Source organism: Kitasatospora sp. NPDC005751 (genome assembly GCF_040630835.1).
Classification (GTDB): Bacteria; Actinomycetota; Actinomycetes; order Streptomycetales; family Streptomycetaceae; genus Kitasatospora.
This window is the reverse complement of the sequence record NZ_JBEXYC010000016.1, coordinates 65,012-86,830: the sequence shown is the minus strand read 5'-3', so window position 1 is coordinate 86,830 and position 21,819 is coordinate 65,012. Positions and strand designations below refer to the sequence as shown.

Annotated in this window: 17 protein-coding genes and 2 pseudogenes; 12 read left to right on the top strand and 7 right to left on the bottom strand. The window is 70.9% G+C overall.

Translation table 11 applies throughout. The annotated features are described in order from the left end of the window. Positions 1–37: 37 nt before the first annotated feature. A complete protein-coding gene (locus ABZ497_RS17675; RefSeq protein ID WP_359806102.1) occupies positions 38–1,390 on the top strand; it encodes a S8 family serine peptidase in 1,353 nt (450 codons plus the stop codon). A gap of 16 nt (positions 1,391–1,406) precedes the next feature. Here ABZ497_RS17675 and ABZ497_RS17670 read toward each other — a convergent pair whose 3' ends face one another. Then, a complete protein-coding gene (locus ABZ497_RS17670; RefSeq protein ID WP_359806099.1) occupies positions 1,407–2,498 on the bottom strand; it encodes a MinD/ParA family protein in 1,092 nt (363 codons plus the stop codon). Positions 2,499–2,798: 300 nt separating this feature from the next. Between ABZ497_RS17670 and ABZ497_RS17665 the strand changes: the two are divergent. Continuing rightward, positions 2,799–2,954: pseudogene (locus ABZ497_RS17665) on the top strand (DUF255 domain-containing protein); the annotation flags it as partial. A 36-nt stretch (positions 2,955–2,990) separates the two neighbouring features. On the opposite strand, the pseudogene ABZ497_RS17660 reads toward ABZ497_RS17665, so the two are convergent. The 3 genes and pseudogenes from ABZ497_RS17660 to ABZ497_RS17650 form a co-directional block, all read right to left on the bottom strand. Continuing rightward, positions 2,991–3,219, bottom strand: a pseudogene (locus tag ABZ497_RS17660) (DNA-binding protein); the annotation flags it as partial. A gap of 548 nt (positions 3,220–3,767) precedes the next feature. Beyond that, positions 3,768–4,112, bottom strand: coding sequence for a transposase (locus ABZ497_RS17655; protein ID WP_359806096.1), 345 nt, complete (start codon positions 4,110–4,112; stop codon positions 3,768–3,770). A gap of 32 nt (positions 4,113–4,144) precedes the next feature. After that, entirely contained in the window at positions 4,145–4,465 is a 321-nt protein-coding gene (locus ABZ497_RS17650; RefSeq protein ID WP_359806093.1) for a hypothetical protein, read from the bottom strand. Positions 4,466–4,916: 451 nt separating this feature from the next. On the opposite strand from ABZ497_RS17650, the gene ABZ497_RS17645 reads away from it, so the two are divergent. From ABZ497_RS17645 to ABZ497_RS17610, 8 genes are all read left to right on the top strand, one after another. Continuing rightward, positions 4,917–6,266, top strand: a complete 1,350-nt coding sequence (locus ABZ497_RS17645) for a DNA cytosine methyltransferase (RefSeq protein WP_359806090.1) — start codon at positions 4,917–4,919, stop codon at positions 6,264–6,266. Then, on the top strand, positions 6,263–7,060 hold the full coding sequence (locus tag ABZ497_RS17640) for a very short patch repair endonuclease (protein ID WP_359806087.1): 798 nt from the start codon (positions 6,263–6,265) through the stop codon (positions 7,058–7,060). The genes ABZ497_RS17645 and ABZ497_RS17640 overlap by 4 nt, the downstream gene beginning before the upstream one ends. A gap of 242 nt (positions 7,061–7,302) precedes the next feature. Beyond that, positions 7,303–9,648, top strand: coding sequence for an ATP-binding protein (locus ABZ497_RS17635; RefSeq protein WP_359806084.1), 2,346 nt, complete (start codon positions 7,303–7,305; stop codon positions 9,646–9,648). Beyond that, the gene (locus ABZ497_RS17630) at positions 9,645–11,324 is read left to right on the top strand and encodes a DEAD/DEAH box helicase family protein (RefSeq protein WP_359806081.1); all 1,680 of its coding nucleotides are present in this window, start codon (positions 9,645–9,647) and stop codon (positions 11,322–11,324) included. The genes ABZ497_RS17635 and ABZ497_RS17630 overlap by 4 nt, the downstream gene beginning before the upstream one ends. After that, positions 11,321–11,920, top strand: coding sequence for a hypothetical protein (locus ABZ497_RS17625; protein WP_359806079.1), 600 nt, complete (start codon positions 11,321–11,323; stop codon positions 11,918–11,920). Before ABZ497_RS17630 ends, ABZ497_RS17625 begins: the two co-directional genes overlap by 4 nt. A gap of 79 nt (positions 11,921–11,999) precedes the next feature. Then, positions 12,000–13,256, top strand: a complete 1,257-nt coding sequence (locus ABZ497_RS17620; RefSeq protein ID WP_359806076.1) for an RNA polymerase subunit sigma-70 — start codon at positions 12,000–12,002, stop codon at positions 13,254–13,256. A gap of 236 nt (positions 13,257–13,492) precedes the next feature. Next, positions 13,493–15,556, top strand: coding sequence for a thioredoxin domain-containing protein (locus tag ABZ497_RS17615; RefSeq protein WP_359806074.1), 2,064 nt, complete (start codon positions 13,493–13,495; stop codon positions 15,554–15,556). A 41-nt stretch (positions 15,557–15,597) separates the two neighbouring features. Then, positions 15,598–16,458, top strand: a complete 861-nt coding sequence (locus ABZ497_RS17610) for a GNAT family N-acetyltransferase (RefSeq protein WP_359806071.1) — start codon at positions 15,598–15,600, stop codon at positions 16,456–16,458. A gap of 76 nt (positions 16,459–16,534) precedes the next feature. Here ABZ497_RS17610 and ABZ497_RS17605 read toward each other — a convergent pair whose 3' ends face one another. Then, complete coding sequence (locus ABZ497_RS17605; RefSeq protein ID WP_359806068.1) at positions 16,535–17,467, bottom strand: hypothetical protein; 933 nt, start codon at positions 17,465–17,467, stop codon at positions 16,535–16,537. A gap of 265 nt (positions 17,468–17,732) precedes the next feature. On the opposite strand from ABZ497_RS17605, the gene ABZ497_RS17600 reads away from it, so the two are divergent. Together ABZ497_RS17600 and ABZ497_RS17595 are read left to right on the top strand one after the other, a co-directional pair. After that, positions 17,733–18,389 (top strand): papain-like cysteine protease family protein, encoded by a 657-nt coding sequence (locus ABZ497_RS17600; RefSeq protein ID WP_329489387.1) that lies wholly within the window; start codon positions 17,733–17,735, stop codon positions 18,387–18,389. Between the two features lie 8 nt (positions 18,390–18,397). Further along, positions 18,398–19,252, top strand: a complete 855-nt coding sequence (locus tag ABZ497_RS17595) for a hypothetical protein (protein WP_359806065.1) — start codon at positions 18,398–18,400, stop codon at positions 19,250–19,252. A 134-nt stretch (positions 19,253–19,386) separates the two neighbouring features. Here ABZ497_RS17595 and ABZ497_RS17590 read toward each other — a convergent pair whose 3' ends face one another. Both ABZ497_RS17590 and ABZ497_RS17585 read right to left on the bottom strand, forming a co-directional pair. Beyond that, on the bottom strand, positions 19,387–20,043 hold the full coding sequence (locus tag ABZ497_RS17590) for a TetR family transcriptional regulator (RefSeq protein ID WP_329489389.1): 657 nt from the start codon (positions 20,041–20,043) through the stop codon (positions 19,387–19,389). A gap of 8 nt (positions 20,044–20,051) precedes the next feature. Beyond that, positions 20,052–21,629: an MFS transporter gene (locus tag ABZ497_RS17585; RefSeq protein ID WP_359806062.1), complete on the bottom strand. Its 1,578-nt coding sequence runs from the start codon at positions 21,627–21,629 to the stop codon at positions 20,052–20,054. Positions 21,630–21,819: the final 190 nt, after the last annotated feature.

The window sequence follows — 21,819 nt, the reverse complement described above, 5'->3', positions numbered from 1 at the left end:
GGCTGCGGGGGTGCGGCGGACGGGGGCCGGTCCGGCGGTGTGCGCTGTGCTGTGCCTCGGCATCCTGCTGGCGCAGGCCGGCCCGGCCGGCGCCGCACCCGGTGCCCCGGTCCCCGGCGCCCCGGTCCCCGGCACTCCCGCCGCGGCGGGTACGGCCCGTACGGGACAGCCCTCCTCCGGCGGCGCCGAGCCGGGGTCGCTGCCCGTGATCGGGCAGAGCCGGAGCGCGGGCCGCGCGGACGGCTGCGTGAAGCCCTCCGACAAGGACACCGACCGGATGCCGTGGGCGCAGGCCTTCCTGCGTCCCGAGACCGCCTGGCAGCTCGGCCGCGGCGCCGGGGTGACCGTCGCCGTCGTCGGCTCCGGAGTGGACCCGGCCTCCGGCGTCCTGGGCGGGCGCCTGGTGCCGGGGCCGCGCGAGTACGGCGAGGGCGCCTCCACCCGCGACTGCGTCGGCCACGGCACGTTCCTCGCCGGACTGATCGCGGCCGGCCGGCGCGACGGCGTCGGCTTCGCGGGCATCGCCCCCGAGGCGCGCGTCCTGGCCGTGGCCGTGACCGATGACGCCGGGAACACCACCGCCGCCCTGCTGGCCAAGGGCATCCGCGACGCGGCCGACGGGGGCGCCCGGGTGATCGCGCTGGCCCTGCCCGTCGCGGCGGGCGACGAGGACCTCGCCGGCGCGGTCCGCTACGCAGGCGGCAAGGGGGCGCTGGTGGTCGCCCCGGCCGGGCCCGACCAGGGCAGCGGGTCCGGGTCCGGGTCCGCCCCGGCCCCCGCGGAGGTCCTGACGGTGTCCGACCTGGCCCCGAACGGCGCCCCGAACGGCGGCGGTACGGACTCCGGCGGGTCGGGCGGGGTCGGCTCGGGCACCTCCGGCACCTCCGGCACTTCCGGCGGTTCCGGTGCCCCGGGCGGCGGGGCCGGGCGGATCGACCTGGTGGCCCCGGGGGGCGCCATGATGAGCGTCGGGCCCGGCGGCAAGGGCTACTTCACCGGCTCGGGGCCCAGCTTCGCCGCCGCCGTGGTGGCCGGCACCGCCGCCCTGGTCCTCGGCTACCGGCCCGACCTCGGGCCGGCCGGGCTGAAGGACCGTCTGACGTCCACCGCCTACCACCCGGGCACCGCCCTGCCGGACCCCCGCGTGGGCTACGGCACGGTCGACCCGGCGGCCGCCGTCGGCGCCCCGGCGCCGGCCGCCGTCCCGCCGTCGCCCCGCCCGGCCCCGACCGTCGCCGCACTCCGGCCGCCGTCGCCGGACACCGCCGGGCACCAGGCGGTGGTGACGGCGGGCGCCGTCCTCGCCGGCGTCGCCCTGGTCACCGGCACCGCACTGGTCTGCGCGGCCGGCCGCCGCCGCGCCTGGCGCCCCGGGCGCTGGCAGGCCTGACGGGCCCTCCCAGGCCCTAGCCGGCGGGAAGGGCGGCGCCCGGGTGGCTCATCCCCTCGGCGACCGCGGCGGCGAGTTCGAGGTGGGCGCGGCGGGTCCGGTGGCGGAGCTTCGCGGGCTCGAACGTCCCGCCGAGGGCCAGGTGCTCGTCGAAGGGCAGGACGACGGCGGCCCGGCAGAGGCTCTCGAAATGCGCCACCAGGTGCTCCGCCTTCACCACCCGGCCCGTGCCGCGGACACCGGAGACCACGGTCACGCTGCGCCGCGCCAGCGGCCCGTAACCGTTCGCGTGCAGCCACTCCAGGGTGGCGTCGGCGCCGCTCGCGCCGTCGAGGCTGGCGGTGGCGGCGATGACCAACTGGTCGGCGAGGTCGAGCACGGCGCGCGTGGCGCCGTGCAGCAGGCCGGTGCCGCAGTCACTGAGGACGATCGGGTACTGGCGGGCGAGCAGGTCGACCAGCCGCTGGTAGTCCTCGCCGCCGAAGGCGGTGGCGACCGCCGGGTCCGGGTCGTTGCCCAGCACCTCCAGACCGCTGGGGGTCAGCGAGGTGAAGCGGCGGATGTCCATGTAGCCGGTGATCGAGGGAGCGGCGACCAGCAGGTCCTGGACGGTGGCCGTGGTCTCCCGGTGAACCCGCCCGCTCAGGGTGCCGGTATCCGGATTGGCGTCGACGGCGATCACCTTGTCGGACCGCGTCTCGGCGAGCACGGAGCCGAGCGCCAGCGTCACGGAGGTCTTGCCCACACCGCCCTTGAGGCCGACGACCGCGATCCGGTAGGAGCGGTGCAGCGGGGTGCGGACGACGGCCTCCAGCCGTTCCCGATCGACCCGGCCCAGGCCGAGCCCGGCGCCGAGGCCGATCCCGCGCAGGCCCCGCCGGGCGACGGGCGCGCCGACCCCCGGCACGGCGGGCTGTGCCGCCGGCTGGGGCGGGGCGGCGAGGGGAGCGGCCTCCGGGAGCACGGCCACCGTGCCCGTGGCGCCCAGCGGCCGGCGCCGCTCGGGCTCCTGTGGCGGCGAGACGGGCCCGTACACCGGGGCGAGGTCCCAGTCCGCCTCCCGTTCCAGCCGCCGCACCCGTTCGATGACCGTGTGGTCGCCCGTCACGCCATTGCCTCCTGTCACCGCATCGCCCCCGCCGTCCGCCTCGACTCAACGGCCCGGGGCGGCGCGCCGGTTCAACGCCGCCTCCCGCCCCGGATCGACGGGGCGAACACCCGACGGGTGCGCGTCGGATCAGCTGCGGCAGCGGCCGGACGCCGAGCAGCCGTCCCCGGGCAGCCCCCGCGTCCCGGGCCTTCGCGACCAGGACGCTCGACCACCGCCGGACCGCACCGCCGGCACTCGGGCGCACCGGGCCGCCGTTTCGACAGCTGTCCCGTCGCCTGCCATGAGTAGGGTGGCGGCGTGAATCGTCTCGCCGGTGCGACCTCGCCCTATCTGCTGCAGCACGCCGACAACCCGGTCGACTGGTGGCCCTGGGGCCCCGAGGCGTTCGCGGAGGCGGAGCGGCGCGGCGTGCCGGTGCTGCTGTCGGTCGGGTACGCGGCCTGCCACTGGTGCCAGTGAACTCACAAACCGAGTAGTCGGCGATGCTTGCACCTCTCTGACGATCACGCGCTTCCCGCAGAGCTTCGACCAGTCGTCCCGGTGGGGGGCCGGAGCACGGAGCGCGAGCGCGGCAACGAGGAGCGTCGATCGCGTACTTGTGCCCGTGTGGCCCAGCTGCCTCCCGAAGCCACTCTGCGGTCAGGGGATTCACACGGCTGCCTGGTTCCCACTCGCAGCCGGAGAGTATTCACTTCAGACGCGCCAGATCAGTCTTTCCGCTGCGCCAGGTGGTCGCTTCCGACCATGCCGACCTTCCCTAGCAGAGTGTTCGGTTTCGGGCGTTGCGGGCCTCCTGCAGCTGGACTGCTGGCCGGACAAGGCGGGTTGCAGGGCGAGCGCGAGCGGCTCGTTCGGGAGTCAGCGCGCTGGCGCTCCCAGGCCGAGCCCGAGGTGATTCGCCGGGCGAGAGCGGTGGCGACCACGCTCGCCCGACTGAGGCTCGATCGGACTGTGACGGAAGCGTCCTTGCCCGTCGTCCTGTTCGGCGTCTGCCAGCTCGACCCGCTCATGCTCAAGCGGCCGCAGCTGGAGCGGTGGATCGCACGGACTGCTCCGAGCTGACGGGCGTTCGCACCCGCCTCGCGCTGGCGCTCAGCGCTCGGCCAGATCCACCGCTAGGACCTGAGTGATGTTGTGATCAGTTGGGTGGGCGCACGAGGTCGTCTATCCAGATCATCGAGGCGCGGAGGTGAAGGCCTGCGAGGTAGCTCTCGGGCGTCTTGTCGAAGCGGGTGGCGATGCCTCGCCAGGCCTTGAGTTTGTTGATCAGGCGCTCGACTGTGTTCCGCTCTTTGTAGAGCTCGGTGTCATGGTCGACGGGTCGACCGCCCCTGCTGCCCTTCTTCTTGCGGTTAGTGACTTGGTCCTTCTTCTCCGGGATGACAGCCTTGATGCGGCGTTTCGCAGGTAGGCGCGGTTGGCGCGGGACGAGTAGGCCTTATCCGCGGCGACCGCGCCAGGCCGGGTACGGGGCCGCCCGAGGGGCAGGCGTACGCGCACTTTGGCGAGGACGGGGACGAACTGCGGGCTGTCGCCGGCCTGCCCCGCGGTCAGGACGAGCGCCAGCGGACGGCACCGGCGGCCGGCAGCGAGATGGACCTTGCTGGTCAACCCGCCCCGTGACCGGCCGAGGAGGGCCTGGGTCAGGCGGAGCTTGCGTCGCCGTCGGACTCGCTTGCGCTCGTCCTGTCCGTTCTGTTCCGGCGGCTCGCCCCTTTTTGTCGGGCCTTGTCCTGCTCGCGCGCGGCTTCCTCCAGAGCCTGCATGATCTCCTCGTCGACGAGCACCCCGGCCGCGTCGTGGTGGACGGTCGTGGAGTCGACGCTGACCAGCGACAGGTCCGTCCTCCCTTCGCGGGCGGCCTCGGCGATCAGGCCTTCGAGTAGGCCGCTGAACACGCCGGCGTCCCGCCAGACCCGGAACCGGCCGAAGACCGTCGACCAGGGGCCGAACTCGTCAGGCATCTCCCGCCACTGGGCGCTGGAACGGAACCGCCAGATCACCCCCTCGAACTGGTCGCGGAGCCGCTCGGGTTACGGCCCGAACCTGCCGACTGGCAGATAGGGCTCGGTCAAGTTCCGTTGCTCGTCAGTGAGTTGCCTGCGCGTCACATCCAATAGTCCTACCGGATTCTGCCCCGAAGTGGGGCAGAACCCGAAGATTGATCACAACATCACACAGGCCCTAGTTGGCCCCTAGACGCCTATGTGGTGCTGAGGGTGGGGCACCGGCGGGGAACGGCGGCTCTCGCGGGACCCCCGATGTCGCCGGTGGCGCACGTGGCCCTACTCGCGATCGTTGTCGGTGGTAGCGGTGTGGAATCACGACATCACAGGCGCTTCTTCTGGGGATGGATAAGCACTGTCGCTACTCCGCGGTATGGTTTTAGCTGCGCTGAACTGCTAGGAGTGGATAATGGAACGGACGTCGGTAGAGCTCTTCGCGGGCGGAGGCGGTCTGGTTCAGGCCAGCACGAACACCGGGTTCCGGCACCTGCTGCTGAACGAGTTCGCGAAGAGGGCGTGCCAGACGCTGGAAGCCAACCGCTTCGAAGCCTTTCCCGAGGGTGTCGACTCAGAGGTGTTGGCTAAGTGGCTGGACGTGATCGACAAGCAACGGGCTGAGGGGGCCTGGATCGCCGGACCCGGGGAGAGGCCGCACTACCCACCCCTGGTCACAGGAGACGTCCGAAAGCTGGACATGAGGTTCCTGCAGGAGCGTGGAGTGGACCTCCTGTCGGGAGGCCCTCCGTGCCAGCCCTTCAGCCTTGGTGGTGTCGCCAGGGGCGATGAGGACGAGCGCAACATGTTCCCCGAGATGTTTCGGGCGGTCCGAGAGATCCGTCCCAAGGCTGTGATCTGCGAGAACGTACGAGGCCTTACCCGACCGTCCTTCAACCCGTACTTCCAGTACATCAAGCGCGAGCTAGCCCTACCGTTCGTGAAGCGCCGGGAGGGCGCCACGTGGCAGGAGCATGATCGTGTATTGAGGGAGCGGCTCATGGCGAGGGACACAAACCCCGCTGAGACCTACGAGGTGACTCAGCACGATGTCAACGCGGCGAACTATGGGGTCCCACAGATCCGCAACCGTGTGATCCTCTTGGCGTTCCGCGCTGATCTGGATGTGGACCCCGAGCTGGTCAAGCGGGCTGTCGCGCGCACTCACTCCCACGTGGCCCTCGCGCGGTCGATTCTCGAGGGCACCTACTGGAACCGCCACGAGGAGGCGGGCGCCAGAATTCCGAAGCGGGTCATCGACCTGGTGACGTCGCGATACAAGAACGAGCAGTTGACCCTCGAGAGCGGAGACGACGAGCTCCAGCCTTGGCTCACCCTTCGAGACGCGATCTTGGGCCTCCCGGAGATCAACACTCTCATGCTGGACAAGACGACGGAGCAAGGTGACTTCCCTGACCACGTCGGATGGCCCGGAGCCAGGATCTACGACGGGCACACGCCCAACGAACTCGACCGACCGGCCAAGACCGTCAAAGCCGGAGTGCACGGTGTGCCCGGCGGCGAGTCGGTCATGCAACTCGACAAACAGGTGCGCGACGAGAACACCGGCCTGATGCGTCCCGAGTACCGGTACATGACCGTGCGCGAGGCTGCCAGGGTCATGACATTCGGCGATCGGTGGAGCATGGCTGGCCCTCGCGGTGAGCGCATGCGGCAGCTGGGCAACGCGGTTCCAGTGAAATTGGGTGAGGTCTTCACCAGCGCCGTCGCGAAGGCCCTCGACGACGCGGAGCAGCGCTCGTGAACCACGCCACCGCCGCCCAGCGAGAGGGCTGGAAGGACAAGCCTCCGCCCGAGAGGGCATGGCGAGGCCGTCAGGGACGGACCAGAAAGGCGATCATCGCGGAGCAGGATCGCGCCGCAGGTGGTCGCGAGGAGCGCTACGTCAAGCGCAAGGACGGGGGGTACGCGCTGGGCTCGATCACGTTGAAGGTGTTGCCCAGCACCCGCCGCATCCGGGCCTATCTCCGCTGGTCGGAGTGTGGCCGGTCGCCGGCTCTCTATGTCGGCGAGGTCGAGCACCCGACGCGAGCGGCGAATCTTGAGCAGGCATGGAAGATCGCCAAGGATCGGGACATGGCCGGGAAGCGCCCTGTCCCCGAAGGGTCGTGGGCGTCGTCATCCGCCACACGATCGGTGATGCGCGGGAACCGGGGCCGAGACACGGTGCCGGAACTGCGGATCCGCTCCCTAGTGCACCGAGAGGGCTTGCGCTACCGGGTGTCCGCCCGGCCACTTCCCGGCATGCGGCGGACCGCCGACCTGGTCTTCAGTCGGGCTCGGGTCGCAGTCTTCATTGACGGTTGTTTCTGGCATGGCTGCCCTGAGCACTGTCGTCCCGCGTACACGAACAGCGACTTCTGGCAGGCAAAGATCGACGGGAACCGCGCAAGGGACGCCCAGACCGATCAGTTTCTGGCGGATGCCGGATGGCGAACCATCAGAATCTGGGAGCACGAAGATCCTGTGCGAGCGGCGGGTCGGGTCGCCGCGGCTGTTCGCGGCGTTGCTCTTCAGGACGATGACGACATCCCTTGACCCCGGAGATCGTTGATCGCGCCGCAAGTCGTGCCCTTTGCCCAGTCAAGTGAGCTCAGTGGCGAGCAACTTGGCGCACGATGTCGGTGATGCCCGCTACTCTCTTCCTCACGCGTACGGCTCTCCGTGAGCCGCGCGCCGAAACGTCGCCCGCGGTAGGGCTCTCTTCGGTGTGCCTACGCGACACGATGACAGGGGGTCCGTAAGCCATGAAGATCACTCCTTCCGCGAGAGTGCTGCGCATGCTGGGTGAGATCGAGTTCGACGAGTGGCAGTGCATTGCGGAGCTGATCGACAACGCCTTTGACGACTTCACGGAGATCCATCGGTCCGGAGCTCCCTGGGCGGGCGGGTATCGCGTCAGCGTCGAACTCCCCGACTCGGCTCAGGGTCAGCTCGTGATCACCGACACAGGGCGCGGCATGACGTATGACCGCCTTGAGCGGGCCGTGCGGGCCGGCTGGTCGGGCAACGACATGCACGACAAGCTCGGCCTCTTCGGCATGGGGTTCAACGTCTCAACGGCCCGGCTCGGGAAGTGCACGCGCGTCTTGACCACGCGGCAGGGCGACACCGAGTGGATCGGCGTGGAGATTGACCTGGACCGTATCGGAGACGACTTCGAGGCGGAGGACATCACAGAGCCGAAGACCGACCCCAACGAGCACGGCACCCGTATCGTTATCAGCCGCCTGCACCCCACGCGCGCTCGGTGGCTGAACAAGAACGGCTCGGCCCTGCGCAACATCTTGGGACAGGTCTACTCCTGGATGTTCCTGAACCGTCCGTTCGAGCTGTGGGTCGGTGGCTTCCAGGTGAAGCCCGTGCGGCATTGCCGTTGGGGCGACGACCGCTCGGTCCTCTACAACAACAAAGAGCGGATCCCTGCCTATATCAAGATCGATCAGAAGCTGGAGAACGGTCTCGCCTGCGGCGACTGCGGGCAGTGGCAGCTCACTGATCGGGACACGTGTGAGGACTGCGGGAGCGATCGGCTCACCATCCGCGAGCGCCGGGTGCACGGGTGGCTCGGCATCCAGCGGTACATGCACAAGCATGACTACGGGATCGACTTCCTGCGCAACGGTCGCAAGATCCTCCGCTGGGACAAGCAGCTCTTCACATGGCGCAACCCGGATGGCGCGGTGGGCAACGAGGAGCCGGAGTATCCGGTGGACCTCGCTCACCAGGGCGGCCGCATCATCGGGGAGATCCACCTCGACCACGTCCCGGTCACCTATCAGAAGGACGCGTTCGAGTACGGCGACCGTAGCTGGCGCTCGGCAGTCGAGATCGTGAGGGGAGTCGCGCCCCTGCTGCCCCAGCGCGCGGCGAACCTCGAGTATGAGGAGAACACCAGCCCGCTCGCACTTCTCTTCAAGGGATTCCGTCGTAATGACGCTGGCCTTCGGTATCTGGTCCCGGGTGACGGACGTAAGCCGATCCACGACGACACCCGTCGGTGGGGGCAGGAGTTTCATCGGGGCAACCCCGATTACGAGAGCGACGAGCGCTGGTGGCAGGCGGTCGAGGACCACGAGGCGGCCAAGAGCAGGGGCAAGAACACCAAGGCCGCTGCCGCTACCCCAGGGAGGCCTGACGAGGCGGCGGTGATGGAAGCGCTCGGCTTCAGCGGGGCGGACACCGGCGAGCCCAGCGCTCCAGTGGACGGTGCGGACGAATCGAAGTTCGGCGCTGGGGCGCCGTCGCCGAAGGAGGGAGGCCCGTCCACTTCCGCCGCTTCGGCCTTGGAGCAGCGTCCGGAGACCAGACAGGAACGCGTCACGCGCTACATGGAGAACTCGACCACCTACCCGACGCTGAGCCGCTCTTTCGGCCACCCTCGTATCGGATTCGTCGAGGTCGAGACGCGTCAGTTGACGGTGGGAAGCTTGACGGGCGAGAACCTGCATCCCACGCCGGTCCTGCTCGACCAGCGCGCCGGCAACAGCCTCGTAGCGTTCCTCGACCTCGGCCACCCGATCTTCCAGAAGTTCGGTGCGGACCCTGCGGACCTGCTGCTCGCGGAGATCGCGGTGCTGCTCAAGGTGCGGGCGGAGACGGAGTGGAGCCATTCCGAACTGATCGCCGCGATCCGGGCGGAGTCGCTGCCCGCCACCGCTCTGGACGCGCAGATGATCAGCGCCGAGGCGCAGGAACTCCTGGCCGAGATCCGCCACCGGATGGCGTCGGAGCTGGACCGCACGGGCGAGGCCGAGAAGGCGTATCACTACCTTTCGCCGGACGAACTCACCGCGACAGAGCACGCCATGATCGCCAATGGCAAGGTGACTCGTACGGCTGACCTCGGTACGAGCGGCGAGTTCCTGCTCCACGTGCCCGCGCTGTTCCTCGTCCGTCTCGTCGAGTCACTGCCGTCAGCGTTCATGGACAATCGTGTCTTCCAGGGAGTCTACGAGGGCGTCGCCTCCGCTTCCGCGCGGCGACTCAGCCTGGCTCGCACGGTCGGCTACCTCTCCGACGTAGCCACTCAGGCGACCTTCGCGGGGGCCAGTTTCCCGAATCAGCTGCTGCGCACGAGGCTGAGCATCCGCCTGCTGGCTGACGATCTCGCGGAGGAGAAGTGAGCGCCGTCTTTCTCACGGCGGAGGAGCTGCTGAAGGGAGGGCCCGCAGGTCTCACCCACGCCGTAGAGCGGGCCCTCTGGCACCTTGGCTTCAACGACGTGCGTGTCATTGATGGAGCAGGCGACCATGGCGCAGACCTTCTGGCCGTACGTGGGCGAGAGCAGTGGGTCTTTCAATGCAAGTGGAAGGCGGGTGGGAAGGTCGACCGCAGCGGCGTGGATGACTTGGAGCGGGCTCATGCGCGCTACCGCGCCGACAAGGCCGTCCTGGTGACCAACACCGACATCAACGCCGTAGCAGCGGCGCGCCGCGTAGCGCTCAACGGTGTCGGCGTGCCGATCAGCCTCTGGCACGGCGCGACTTTGGGATCCATCGGAGACCAGATGCCCGAGACGGTTCCCGCGAAGTACGCGCTGCGCCCCTATCAGGCTGAGGCGGCGGACGCGGTGATCCGAGACCTTGACGCGAACGGCACCGCCCTGCTCGTCCTCGCGACGGGTCTCGGCAAGACGGTGGTGGGCGGGGAGATTATCAGCCGCCACCTCAGGGTCAGTCCGAACGCCAGGATTCTCGTAGTCGCGCACATGAAGGAACTCGTCGCGCAGCTTGAGAAGGCGATGTGGCGTCACATCCCTAAGTCCGTTCCCACACGCCTGCTCACAGGGGAAAGTCGACCGGAAACCCTGGACGGAGTAGTCGTCGGAACTGTCGAATCCGTTCTGGGCGCCGCACGTGTGGGCTACCGACCCGACCTGATCATGATCGACGAGACCCACCATGTGGCCGAGACCGGCAGGTTTGCGGAATTGCTCAATCTGTGTGGGGATGCCGAGCAGTTCGGCGTGACGGCGACGCCCTGGCGCGGCGACAAGTTTGACATCACCTCTCGCTTCGGGTATCCGAGTTTCAAGATGGGTATCGCGGAAGGCATGGCCGCCGGCTACCTGTCCGCTGTCGACTACCGGCTGTACGTCGACAACGTCGACTGGAACGTGGTCAGGGACGCTAGCGTGCACGGCCAGTCGATCAAGGACCTCAACAAGTCCTTGTTCCTTCCGCAGCGCGACGAGGAGATCATCGAGCACTTCCGCGAGGCGTGGCGAACCACGGTTGAGCCGAGGGCCATCGTCTTCTGCCAGACCATCGAACACGCCGAACACATGGCCCGGTTGTTCGCTGCGTCCGACTCGGCGTGGTCCAACGCGTCCTTCCTCCACAGCGCGCTTCCGCGGCAGCGACGCCAGATCCTGCTCAACGAGTTCCGGCTAGGGCGGGTACCAGTGATCACGTGTGTCGACGTCTTCAACGAGGGTGTCGATGTTCCGGACGTCAACCTCATCGCGTTCCTGCGGGTCACGCACAGCCGGCGGATCTTCGTTCAGCAGCTCGGGCGTGGGCTTCGACTTAGTCCCGGCAAGGACGCCCTGAGGGTTCTCGACTTCGTGACCGATATCCGCAGGGTGGCGGCGACCCTGGAGCTCCGGCGATCGCTGGAGGCACAGGAGGCCCAGGAGAGCGAGCACCTGCGCGTACGAATGCCGCACGCCTCTCGTATCCAGTTCAGCGACGAGACCGTTGGGTCCCTGATGGACCACTGGATCCAGGACGCGGCTGACCTTGAGACCAAGGCGGACGAGGTCCGCCTTCAGTTCCCTCTGACGACTGGAATCGAATGACCAAGTACGCGATCCCCGCAGACCTTGAAGAGGATGTCGTGCGCCTTCTCTACAAGCGGATGGCCGATCTCAACTGGATCTACTTGCCGGACGCCGAACGTACCCGTCACTATGTGGCGTGGACGTCCGACCCGGCGGTCGGAGGAAGGCTTCTGCCGTTTATCGGGAAGCCGGAGAAGATCCGGCCGTGGCTCAAGGATAGGCCCATGAAGGAATACGTCCGGGCCACCTACGGGGTTGGTAAGTGGGCCCCGCTCGTGGCCAAGCCCTCCACCCCGGTCAGCGAGCTCGTCGTCCGGGCTCTCGGTCCCGGCTGGATGGTCGATCTCGCGACCCTCGCCATTAAGCCGCTTTGCGTCACGATTCGCCGCGAGGACGACGAGGAGACGGAGCGGTGTTTCGCCTGGGCCCCGATGCGCGACTTCAAGCACCTCGCGTGGGCGGCTATCGCGGCGCAGGCCGATGGTGATGCGCTGCCCTGGGTCATCTGCACGGTGGACTCCTTCGTTCGGAAGATCACCCCGGAGCAGAAGACGACCAACGAGCGGATCGCGAAGCGGCTCGGCCTGATCAGCGCGCATGTCACCGATGGCTGAAGAGAGCTATGCGCTGACGAGGGATAACGACGATTGGCTTAGCGCCGCGTGGCATGCTCTCCCTTCCCGGTCGCGTCGCATGGTTGAGGACCGTGTGAGTGGAGAAACGCTCTTGAGTATCGGGCAGCAGCATGAGATGAGCCGCGAAAGGGTTCGTCAGTTGCTCCTGAAGGCGCAGGACCAACTCTGCGGCTACGCCGACGGCTTCGTCGACCGCTGGCGCGATGACCTGATGGCGCTCACCGTGAGTCCGGCGGTAAGCGGGTCCGAGGTGGCCGCAGTGCTGGGCGTACGGGAACACGTCGGTGCGGGGCTTCTTGCCCAAGCCGTTGGAGCTGAGCCTCCGTTGACTTGGGCTGGTCGTCTGCATGGCTGGTGGACGCGCGACCCGAGCGCCCTGGAGGTTCTGCTGCGAGTTGGCGTGCAGGAGGCGCCGCTGCGTGGGGAGGACGTAGCGGTGACTTTCGCGTCGGCCGGCATGCCGCCCAATGTTCCCTTGCTGGACCTGCTTGGACACCCGAAGAGCCCTCTTGTGCCTGGCGTTGAGGGATCCTGGCTGCGTCGTCGCGCCCGCGGCAGGGACGCGGCCTACCTCTACCTGTTGGCGAATGGCGAGCCCTGTCGGGCTGAGGACTTGCTCGAACCGACTGGGATCAGGCGGAAGCCCGCCGTCACCGAGGCGCTCAGGCGGGACGAGAGGTTCGTGCAGCTCCGACTGGAGGGGAAGTGGGCGCTCGCTGAATGGCCTCATTTGAACGATACTTCCTACCCGAACGCCGTCGAGGCATTCGTTGCCACACTGACTGAACTGGGGCCTTTGCCAAAGGAAGCCCTTTTCGTGAAGGTCGGCGAGCGGTACCCCGTGACGCGCTGGCGTCTCCAGCAGTGTCTGCTGGACGATAGGGTAGGCATGACGGAAGGCGGGCTGATCGACCTTGTCGCGCGCGGGGCAGCCCCTATCGAGGAGAGCGAGCCGGCGCGGCCGGCGACAATGGCCGCCGATCCCGCCGGCAACGTCTTCGGGATTCGGCTCACGGTGGACAAGGACATCCTCCGCGGCAGTGGCGTCGTCGTCAGCAGCTGGCTTACGTGGCAGCTCGGAATGCGGCAAGCTCCCATGGCCAGGACGTTCTCCATAGCTGGTCACCCGACGCCGATCGTACTCAAGAGGGCGACGAGTGCGGCCCAGCTCTCCAGTCTGAGGGTGCTGGCGAGGGAGAACGGAATGGTCGGGGGCTGTGAGTTCGTGCTCTTCCTCCGCGCGGATGATTCGACCGCCCGTATCGAGCACGCTTGCGCCCGACAGTACTGCCGGGCGGTGAGGGCTCCTTTGTGAGCGAGGCGAAACCGGACGGGTCGTGCTTGCACTAGCCGTCCGAGGCCCCCGAGTAAGCGATCAGGAAGACCGCGTTTGGGGTGCAGCTGGGCAAGCTTGTCCGGATGGGCGAGCCCAGCGGGCCTACCTCGCAGGTCGAGGTCGCTCAGGCCCGGGTCGACTTCGTCGAGGAGCCGGAGGCTCCGAAGGAGTGAGGCTCCGCCCCCGTCCGCGCGCGGATGCGCGAGGATGGGGGCATGCCGAACCGTCTCGCCGGTGCGACCTCGCCCTATCTGCTGCAGCACGCCGACAACCCGGTCGACTGGTGGCCCTGGGGCCCCGAGGCGTTCGCGGAGGCGGAGCGGCGCGGCGTGCCGGTGCTGCTGTCGGTCGGGTACGCGGCCTGCCACTGGTGCCACGTGATGGCCCACGAATCCTTCGAGGACGAGGCGCTGGCCGCGTACGCCAACGAGCGGTTCGTCGCGGTGAAGGTCGACCGCGAGGAGCGGCCGGACGTCGACGCGGTCTACATGGAGGCGGTGCAGGCGGCCACCGGGCAGGGCGGCTGGCCGATGACGGTCTTCCTCACGCCCGACAAGGACCCGTTCTACTTCGGGACGTACTTCCCGCCGGAGCCCCGGCACGGGATGCCGTCCTTCCGGCAGGTCCTGGAGGGCGTCGACGCGGCCTGGCGGGACCGGCGCGAGGAGGTCGGCGAGGTCGCCGCCCGGATCCGGGCCGACCTGGCCGAGCGGGCCTCGGTGTACGGGGTCGGCAGCGGGGTCCACCGGCCGCCGGGGGAGGCCGAGCTGCACGAGGCGCTGGTCGCGCTCGGCCGGGACTTCGACGCCCGGCGCGGCGGCTTCGGCGGGGCGCCCAAGTTCCCGCCGGCCATGGTGATCGAGTTCCTGCTGCGCCACCACGCCCGGACCGGCTCGGCGGCCGCGCTGGAGATGGCCGTCCGGACCGCCGCGGCGATGGCCCGCGGCGGCATCCACGACCAGCTCGGCGGCGGCTTCGCCCGGTACACGGTGGACGCCGACTGGGTCGTCCCGCACTTCGAGAAGATGCTGTACGACAACGCGCTGCTGCTCCGCGCGTACCTGCACCTGTGGCGGGCCACCGGCTCCCCGCTCGCCCGCCGGGTGGCGCTCTCCACGGCCGACTTCCTGCTGCGTGAACTGCGCACCCCCGAAGGGGCGTTCGCCTCGGCGCTGGACGCCGACAGCCTGGACGGGAGCGGCGCCTCGGTCGAGGGCGCGTACTACGCCTGGACGCCGGGGCAGCTCGCCGAGGTGCTGGGGGAGGCGGACGCGGCCCTCGCGGCGGAGCTCTACGAGGTGACCGCGACGGGGACGTTCGAGCACGGCTCCTCGGTGCTGCAGCTGCCGGCCGACCCGCCGGACGCCGAGGCGGCCGAGCGGATCCGGGCGAGGCTCTTCGCGGCGCGGGCCGAGCGGCCGGCGCCCGCCCGGGACGACAAGGTGGTCGCCGCCTGGAACGGGCTGGCCGTCGCCGCGCTCGCCGAGACCGGCGCGCTGCTGGAGCGGCCCGACCTGGTCGAGGCCGCCGAACGCGCCGCCGACCTGCTGCTGGCGGTCCACCTCACGCCGGACGGCCGGCTGCTGCGCACCTCCCGGGACGGCCGGGCCGGTGCTCACGCGGGCGTCCTGGAGGACTACGCGGACACCGCCGAGGGCTTCCTCGCGCTGTACGCCGTCACCGGCGAGGCCGAGTGGCTGGAGCTGGCCGGCGGGCTGCTGGACACCGTGCTCAAGCACTTCGCCGACGAGGCGTCCGGCGCGCTGTACGACACCGCCGACGACGCCGAGGAGCTGATCCGGCGGCCCCAGGACCCGACGGACAACGCCACCCCGTCCGGCTGGACGGCCGCGGCCGGCGCGCTGCTGACCTACGCCGCCTACACCGGGTCGGCGCGCCACCGCACGGCCGCCGAGCGGGCGCTCGGCATCGTCGGGGCACTGGCCGGCCGGGCGCCCCGGTTCATCGGCTGGGGCCTGGCGGTGGCCGAGGCGCTGGTGGACGGCCCGCGCGAGGTGGCCGTGGTCGGATCGGCCGGGGATCCGGCGACGGCCGCGCTGCACCGGGCGGCGCTGCTGGGCACCGCGCCCGGCGCGGTGGTCGCGGTCGGCGCGCCGGACGCCGACGAGGTGCCGCTGCTGGCGGACCGGCCGCTGGTGGGCGGCGCACCCGCCGCGTACATCTGCCGGCACTTCGCCTGCGACGCACCGACCACCGACCCGGCGGTGCTGGCCGAACGACTGGGCTTCCTGGTGGAGTTGGACGACCCGGCGAGCTGAATCCAGTTGTGCCCGGCCGGGCGGCCGGGCGAGAATCGCCCATGACCTGGACCCTGACCACGTCCCTGGACGACTTCCTCGCGCGGGCGGGCGGCTTCCTCCGCGCCCGCCCGGCCGAGAACACCGTCCTGCTCACCGTGAGCGACCGGCTGGTCGGGCGCGGGCCGCACGCCTTCGGCCCGCAGACGCCGGTCTTCGGGTGGTGGAGCCGTGAGCCGCGCGGCCCGGTCGAGGGCGCGTTCCTGCGGACCCCGCCGTTCGAGCCGCGCCTCGGTGTGATGCCAGACCGGGCGGCGGCCGAGCTCGCCGTCGAACTGGCCGCGGCGGGGCCGGACTTCACCGACGTCACGGCGGTCTCCGGTGGCGAGTCGGCGGTCCACGCGTTCGCCGCCGCCTGGCAGGCCGCGACCGGCGCCACCGCGTGCGCGCGCTCCCGTCAGCGGCTCTACCGGCTCGACGGGCTGACCGGCCCGCCGCGCCCGCCGGCCGGCCGCCCCCGGGTCTGCGCTCCGGCCGACCGCGAGCTGCTGGTCGACTGGTACGGGGCCTTCGGGGCCGAGGCCGCCATCGAACTCCCCAACGCCCGGGACACGGTGGACGACCGGATCGCCGCCGGGCTGCTCCACGTCTGGGAGGACGGCGGCGCCCCGGTCGCGATGGCCGGGAACAGCCCGGTGATCGCCGGCATGTCGCGGATCGGGCCGGTCTACACCCCGCCCGAGCGGCGCGGCCGCGGCTACGCGAGCGGCGTCACCGCGGCGGCCTCGGCGCACGCGCTCGCGCAGGGGGCGGCCGAGGTGCTGCTGTTCACCGATCTGGCCGACCCGACCAGCAACTCGATCTACCGGCAGCTCGGCTACCGCCCGGTGGAGGACTGCCTGACGGTCGGCTTCCGGGGTTGAGCGACGGGCGTCCCTGTCCGACGGTTCGGCGTCCGGGCGTGACCGGCGGGCGGCCCGTCCACGGCGCGGGGGCGGGCTACTCCCAGTCCCACCGGACGCCGAGCAGGCAGGGCTGGAGAGCCGTCGCCACCAGGTGCACGCAGTGGTGGCCGTCGAGGGTCAACTCCTCCGTCTCGTAAGGCTTCTCGCCGGGGGAGCGGAGGGCGAAGCGGTGGCAGCGGACGGGCAGGGCGGCGGGGTGGAAGGTGACCTGAAGGACGTACTGGCCGGCGCCGGAGTTGAAGCCTCGGACGTACTCGCAGCCGGGCGTGGGTGACGGGCTGGCGTCGAAGCCGTAGCCCAGCAGGTGGGTGTCGCCGGCCCGGAGGCGGCGGTCGAGGAGGAGCTCGGCGACCAGCAGGTGATGGGCCTGGTCGCGGCGGATCCGGCCGGGGCGGCAGTTCTCCTCGGCGCGCACGCCGACCCGGGCGATGTCGCAGCCCGGGTCCCCCTGGTAGATGGCCAGGTAGCGGTCGATGCCTTCGCGGTGGGCGCGCAGCGCGTGCTGGGAGTCCCGGCGCAGCAGTTGGCGGTCGGCGCCGATCCGGATCCGCTCGATGTGGGTGATGGTGTGCAGCCCGGTGTCGCGCGGGCCGGAGAGCTCGGCGAGCAGGTCGTCGACGGCGGCGGCCGGGGAGATGAGGTCCCGGTAGGGGCGCACGGGCGGGCCGGCCTGCTCGGCGGGGGTGGCCCGGCGGGGGCCGAGCAGCCGGGTGAGGGAGTGCTCGGGGAGTTCCAGCACCTCCTCCAGGGCCCGGACCGCGCGCAGCGATTCGGGCCGGTCGGGCCGGCGGCGGCCCTGCTGCCAGTAGCTGAGGCTGGTGACCCCGATGTCGATGCCGCGCAGGGCGAGGTGCCGGCGGATCCGGTGCAGGGCGAGGCCCCGGGCGGCGATGGCGGTGCGCAGGGCCACGTGGAACGGGCCGGTGCGCAGCGCGGTGGCGAGGTCGGCCTGGTCGCTCCGCTGCATGGCGGCCTCCTCGGTGGGCGGGCAGGGCGGACACCGGCTGGTCGTGAATATTCACATGTGGAAGGCCGTTTGTCACCGGTCCGGGCCTGCCGCGCGGGCGTTTCCGGGGCGGCGTTCACACCTGGGCCGGGCCGTTCACACCGCGTTCCGCGTGCTGTGAAGGCCGTTGACCTGCTTCTGTCAACGGGGCGATGCTCGGTGGCGCGATCCGGACCGCACCCAGACGGAACCCCCACTCCTCTGTCGTGCAAGGAGAAACTCCCCCATGCCAGTTCCACGGATACGTCCGCGCCGCGCCGTCGCGGCGCTCGCGCTGGGCGTGCTCGGCCCGGCGCTCAGCGTCGCGGCGACCAGCCCCGCCTCGGCCGCGCCGGCCCCCACCGGTGCGTCCGCCCAGGTTCGTCCGGCCGCGGCGCCGGGCAGTACGGCCGATCTGGCCGGCACGTTCAAGAAGCTCAACATCACCATGCAGCAGCAACAGCAGACCAACTGGTGCTGGGCGGCGAGCGGCAACACCATCGCCACCTGGTTCGGGTACGACTACAGCCAGAACCAGTTCTGCAACGCGGCGTTCGGCCGCTCGTCCAACTCCAGCTGCCCCAACAGCCAGGCCACGCTGGGCGACGTGCAGAACGGTCTCAGCCGAATCGGCATCAACCCCGGCTCGTACGTCACCGGGTACCTGCGCTACAGCACGGTGCAGACCGAGGTGAACGCCAACCGGCCGATCGAGACCCGGATCCAGTGGAGCTCCGGCGGTGGCCACATGCACGTGGTCTACGGCTACGACACCGGCAGCAACTGGGTGTACTGGGGCGACCCGTGGCCCTCCAACACCCGCTACAACTGGGCGGACTTCACCTACTACGTGTCCAACGGCACGTTCTCCTGGACCCATTCCCTGTACCGGATCGGCGCGTGAGGGCGGCCATGACCAGCATCCGTAACGCGGCCGTCGCCGTCCTGCTCGCCGCCGGCCTCGGCCTGGCCGTCACCCCGGCCGCCCAGGCGGACACCGCCGCGGACGGCCCCGCGGGCACCCCCGCCCCGGTCACCGCCGCCGACCTCGCGCAGGCCCGGGGCGCGGTCCAGGACCCGGCCGTCCTGGACCGGTTGGGCCACTTCTTCGCCCGCAAGGGCGTCCCGCCGACCCAGCAGCTCACCATCGGCGCGGCCGAGGAGGCGCGGGCGGCGAGCGCGGCCGCGCCGAGCCTCTCGGGCGACACCGTGCCGGTCTACACCCTGGACGCCGGCTTCGTGGCCGGCGCCCCGGGCGCACCGGTCGCGACGGCCGAGTACACCGCCAGCAAGGCCGTCTCGGCGGACGGCCAGGTGGCCTCGGTCTGGACGGCCAAACAGGGCGACGGCTGGCGGGTGGTCAACATCGCCTCGGGCGGCGACGAGACCGACTACGCGGCGCGGGCGGCGGCCGGCGGTGGCGGGACGGCGTTCCGCGAACCGCAGCTCAACGCCTGGTACGTGCTGCGGGACGGCCGGGTGCTGCCGCTGGACGACGAGGCGCGGCGTTCGGTGGGCGGGTCCGGGGTGAGCCTGGCGGCCTACCAGCGGCTGGTCCACCAGCGGTACGGGGACAAACTGCCCGGCTCGGCGTACGACCGGGCCGGCAAGGGCGGCGGCTACCAGCCGGACGCCAGCGGGCAGGGGGCGGCCGCGGCGGACGGCGGCACGCTGCCGGCCGTCACGGCGGCGGCGGCCCTGGGGGCCACCGTGCTGGTGGGCGCGGGCCTCGCCCTGCGGCGACGGGCGGGCGCCCGGCGCGGCTAGCGGGTCCACCGGATGGCGGGTCCGCCGGATAGCGGGTCCACCGGACGACGAGTCCGCCGGAGAGCGCGTCCACCGGGTGAGCGGCGGGGTCCGGCTCGGCGGCCGGGCCCCGTCGCGGCTTCGCCGGTGCGGCCCTAGAGGTCGGTGAAGCCGCGCTCCAGCACGGCGAAGGTGTGGTCGACCAGGTCGGCGATGTCCAGCTCGCCGTTGCTCTCGGCCCACCGCAGGACGGTCTCGCCGGTCGCCGCCCCCAGGGCGGCCGCGGTGACCCGCATCTCGAAGGTCGGTTCCTCGACGCCCCGGCGCCGGGTCAGGACGGCGAGGTAGAGGCGCTGCGGGTCGTTGGCGTTCTCGCGCATCCTGGCGCGCAGCGCGGGGACGTCGTGGATCAGCCGCAGGCGGGTGAGCAGCTCGTCGCGTTCGTCCTGGATCAGTTCGCGGATCAGGCCGACGATGGCTTCGCGGCAGGAGCGGAGAAACGGTTCGTCAGCGGGGCGGGCGAGCAGCGCGCTGACGATCGCCGGGTCGTACTCGTCGGTGAGGACGAGGTCCTCCTTGGTGGCGAAGTACCGGAAGAAGGTGGACTGCGAGACCTCGGCCGCGGCCGCGATCTGCTCCACGGTGGTGTTCTCGTAGCCCTGCGCGGCCATCAGCCGGTACGCCTCGCGGCGGATCGTCCGGCGGGTCCTCAGCTTCTTCCGTTCGCGCAGCGACAGCGGCGCCTCCAGCATCGCCCGGACCGAGTGGGCCGGGTCTGCCGGGGGCGCCGTGGTCGGCCGCGTTGCGCTCATACCTTCGATTATCCGTGATCGGCGGCGGGGACGGCGGTGGTCTCCGGGGCGGGACCGGCGCCGGTGCCCGGGCGCGGTTCGGCGGTCGGCATCCGCAGGGCGACCAGCACCGCCGAGAGCAGGGCGATCATCCCGGAGACGAGCAGGACGAGCGTCATCCCGTGCACGTAGGCGGCGTGGGCGGAGACGGTCAGGGCGCCGTCCCCGGAGGCGGCGGCCACCGCGTCGGCCGCGACCACCGACTGCCCGGCCCGGTGCGCGGCCTCGGCCGGGAGCGCGGCGGTGTCCAGCGCACCGCGGTAGGAGTCGGCCAGCATGCTGCCGAAGACGGCGACCCCGATCGCGCCGCCGACCTGGCGCAGCGTCTGCATCAGGCCGGAGCCGACCCCGGCCCGGGCCGGCGGCAGGGTGAGCAGGGCGGAGGCCTGGGCGGTGATCAGCGAGAGGCCCATGCCCAGGCCGAGCAGGGTGAGCCAGACGGCCGCCAGGCCGTAGCCGTCCAAGACGGAGGTGCGGCTGCCGAGCAGCAGGGCGGCGGCCAGCGAGGTGAGCCCGAGGGCGATCACCGACCGGGGGCCGATCCGGGCGACCAGCCCCTCGCTGAGCTTGGCGGCCACCATCAGCCCGACCATCATCGGCATCAGCCGCAGACCGGTGCCGAAGGCGTCCGCGCCCAGCACGCTCTGGAAGTACAGCGGCAGGACGAAGAAGGCGCCGAAGAGCACCAGGGAGACCAGCGTCGCGGCCCCCGCGGCCCAGCGGAAGGTCGGGTCCGCGAGCAGGGTGAGGTCGAGCATCGGGGCGTGCTGGTGGCGGCTGCGCAGCACCAGGACGGTGAGGGCGACCAGCGAGCCGCCGATCATGCCGATCACCAGCGGGTCGGCCCAGCCGCGTTCGGGGCCCTCGATGATGCCGTAGGTCAGTGCGGCCAGACCGCCCGCGCCGAGGACGGTGGCGAGCACGTCGATCCGGGGCGCGGCGGGGTTGCGGGTCTCCGGCAGCAGCAGGACGCAGGCGACGATGCCGATCACCGTCAGCGGGACGTTGATCACGAAGATCGCGCCCCACCAGAAGTGCTGCAGCAGGAAGCCGCCGATCAGCGGGCCGAGCGGGGTGCCGGCGGCGAGCGCGGCGGAGAGGATCGCGGTGGCGCGGCGCTGCTCGCCGGCCGGGAACAGACCGGGGATCACCGCCAGGGACATCGGCATCACCAGGGCGCCGGCCAGACCCATCGCCGCACGGGCGGCGACCAGGGTGCCGGGGCTGTCGGCGAGCATGCCGACCGCGGAGGCGAGGCCGAACAGTGCGAGGCCGGTGGTGAGGGTGCGGCGGCGGCCGAAGCGGTCCCCGAGCAGGCCGGCCGGGAGCATCGCGGCGGCGAAGACCACCGTGTAGGAGTCGACGATCCACTGCTGCTGGCCGGTGGTGGCCCGCAGCTGGGAGGCCAGGGTCGGCAGGGCCACGTTGAGGATCGTCATGTCGAAGCTGATGACCAGGACGCTCAGCGCGACGGCGACCAGCGCCAGCCAGCGCCGCGGATCGGGGCCGGGCGGAGCGGGCGGGGCGGGTACGGCGGGAGGGGTCACGGCGGCCTCCGGAGCCTTCGGGGAAGTGACTGTCAAATGACAGTAACTTCCAAAAGAGGGTGGCCGTCAATGTAGCGCGCCACCGCGAGTAGTCGTGACCCAGCGTGACGTGTCCTGGAAGTGTGCTTCCCGCACAAGGAATTGACGCAACGTTGATCTGGCGTTCGCCGCCCCGGGGCGGCTTCGGGTG

Coding starts and splice junctions, on each gene's coding strand:
- ABZ497_RS17620 (WP_359806076.1), top strand. CDS start 12,000: ATGGTTGAGGACCGTGTGAGTGGAGAAACGCTCTTGAGTATCGGGCAG.
- ABZ497_RS17605 (WP_359806068.1), bottom strand. CDS start 17,467: ATGCAGCGGAGCGACCAGGCCGACCTCGCCACCGCGCTGCGCACCGGC.
- ABZ497_RS17590 (WP_329489389.1), bottom strand. CDS start 20,043: ATGAGCGCAACGCGGCCGACCACGGCGCCCCCGGCAGACCCGGCCCAC.
- ABZ497_RS17610 (WP_359806071.1), top strand. CDS start 15,598: ATGACCTGGACCCTGACCACGTCCCTGGACGACTTCCTCGCGCGGGCG.
- ABZ497_RS17600 (WP_329489387.1), top strand. CDS start 17,733: ATGCCAGTTCCACGGATACGTCCGCGCCGCGCCGTCGCGGCGCTCGCG.
- ABZ497_RS17645 (WP_359806090.1), top strand. CDS start 4,917: ATGGAACGGACGTCGGTAGAGCTCTTCGCGGGCGGAGGCGGTCTGGTT.
- ABZ497_RS17625 (WP_359806079.1), top strand. CDS start 11,321: ATGACCAAGTACGCGATCCCCGCAGACCTTGAAGAGGATGTCGTGCGC.
- ABZ497_RS17595 (WP_359806065.1), top strand. CDS start 18,398: ATGACCAGCATCCGTAACGCGGCCGTCGCCGTCCTGCTCGCCGCCGGC.
- ABZ497_RS17615 (WP_359806074.1), top strand. CDS start 13,493: ATGCCGAACCGTCTCGCCGGTGCGACCTCGCCCTATCTGCTGCAGCAC.
- ABZ497_RS17650 (WP_359806093.1), bottom strand. CDS start 4,465: ATGCCTGACGAGTTCGGCCCCTGGTCGACGGTCTTCGGCCGGTTCCGG.
- ABZ497_RS17635 (WP_359806084.1), top strand. CDS start 7,303: ATGCTGGGTGAGATCGAGTTCGACGAGTGGCAGTGCATTGCGGAGCTG.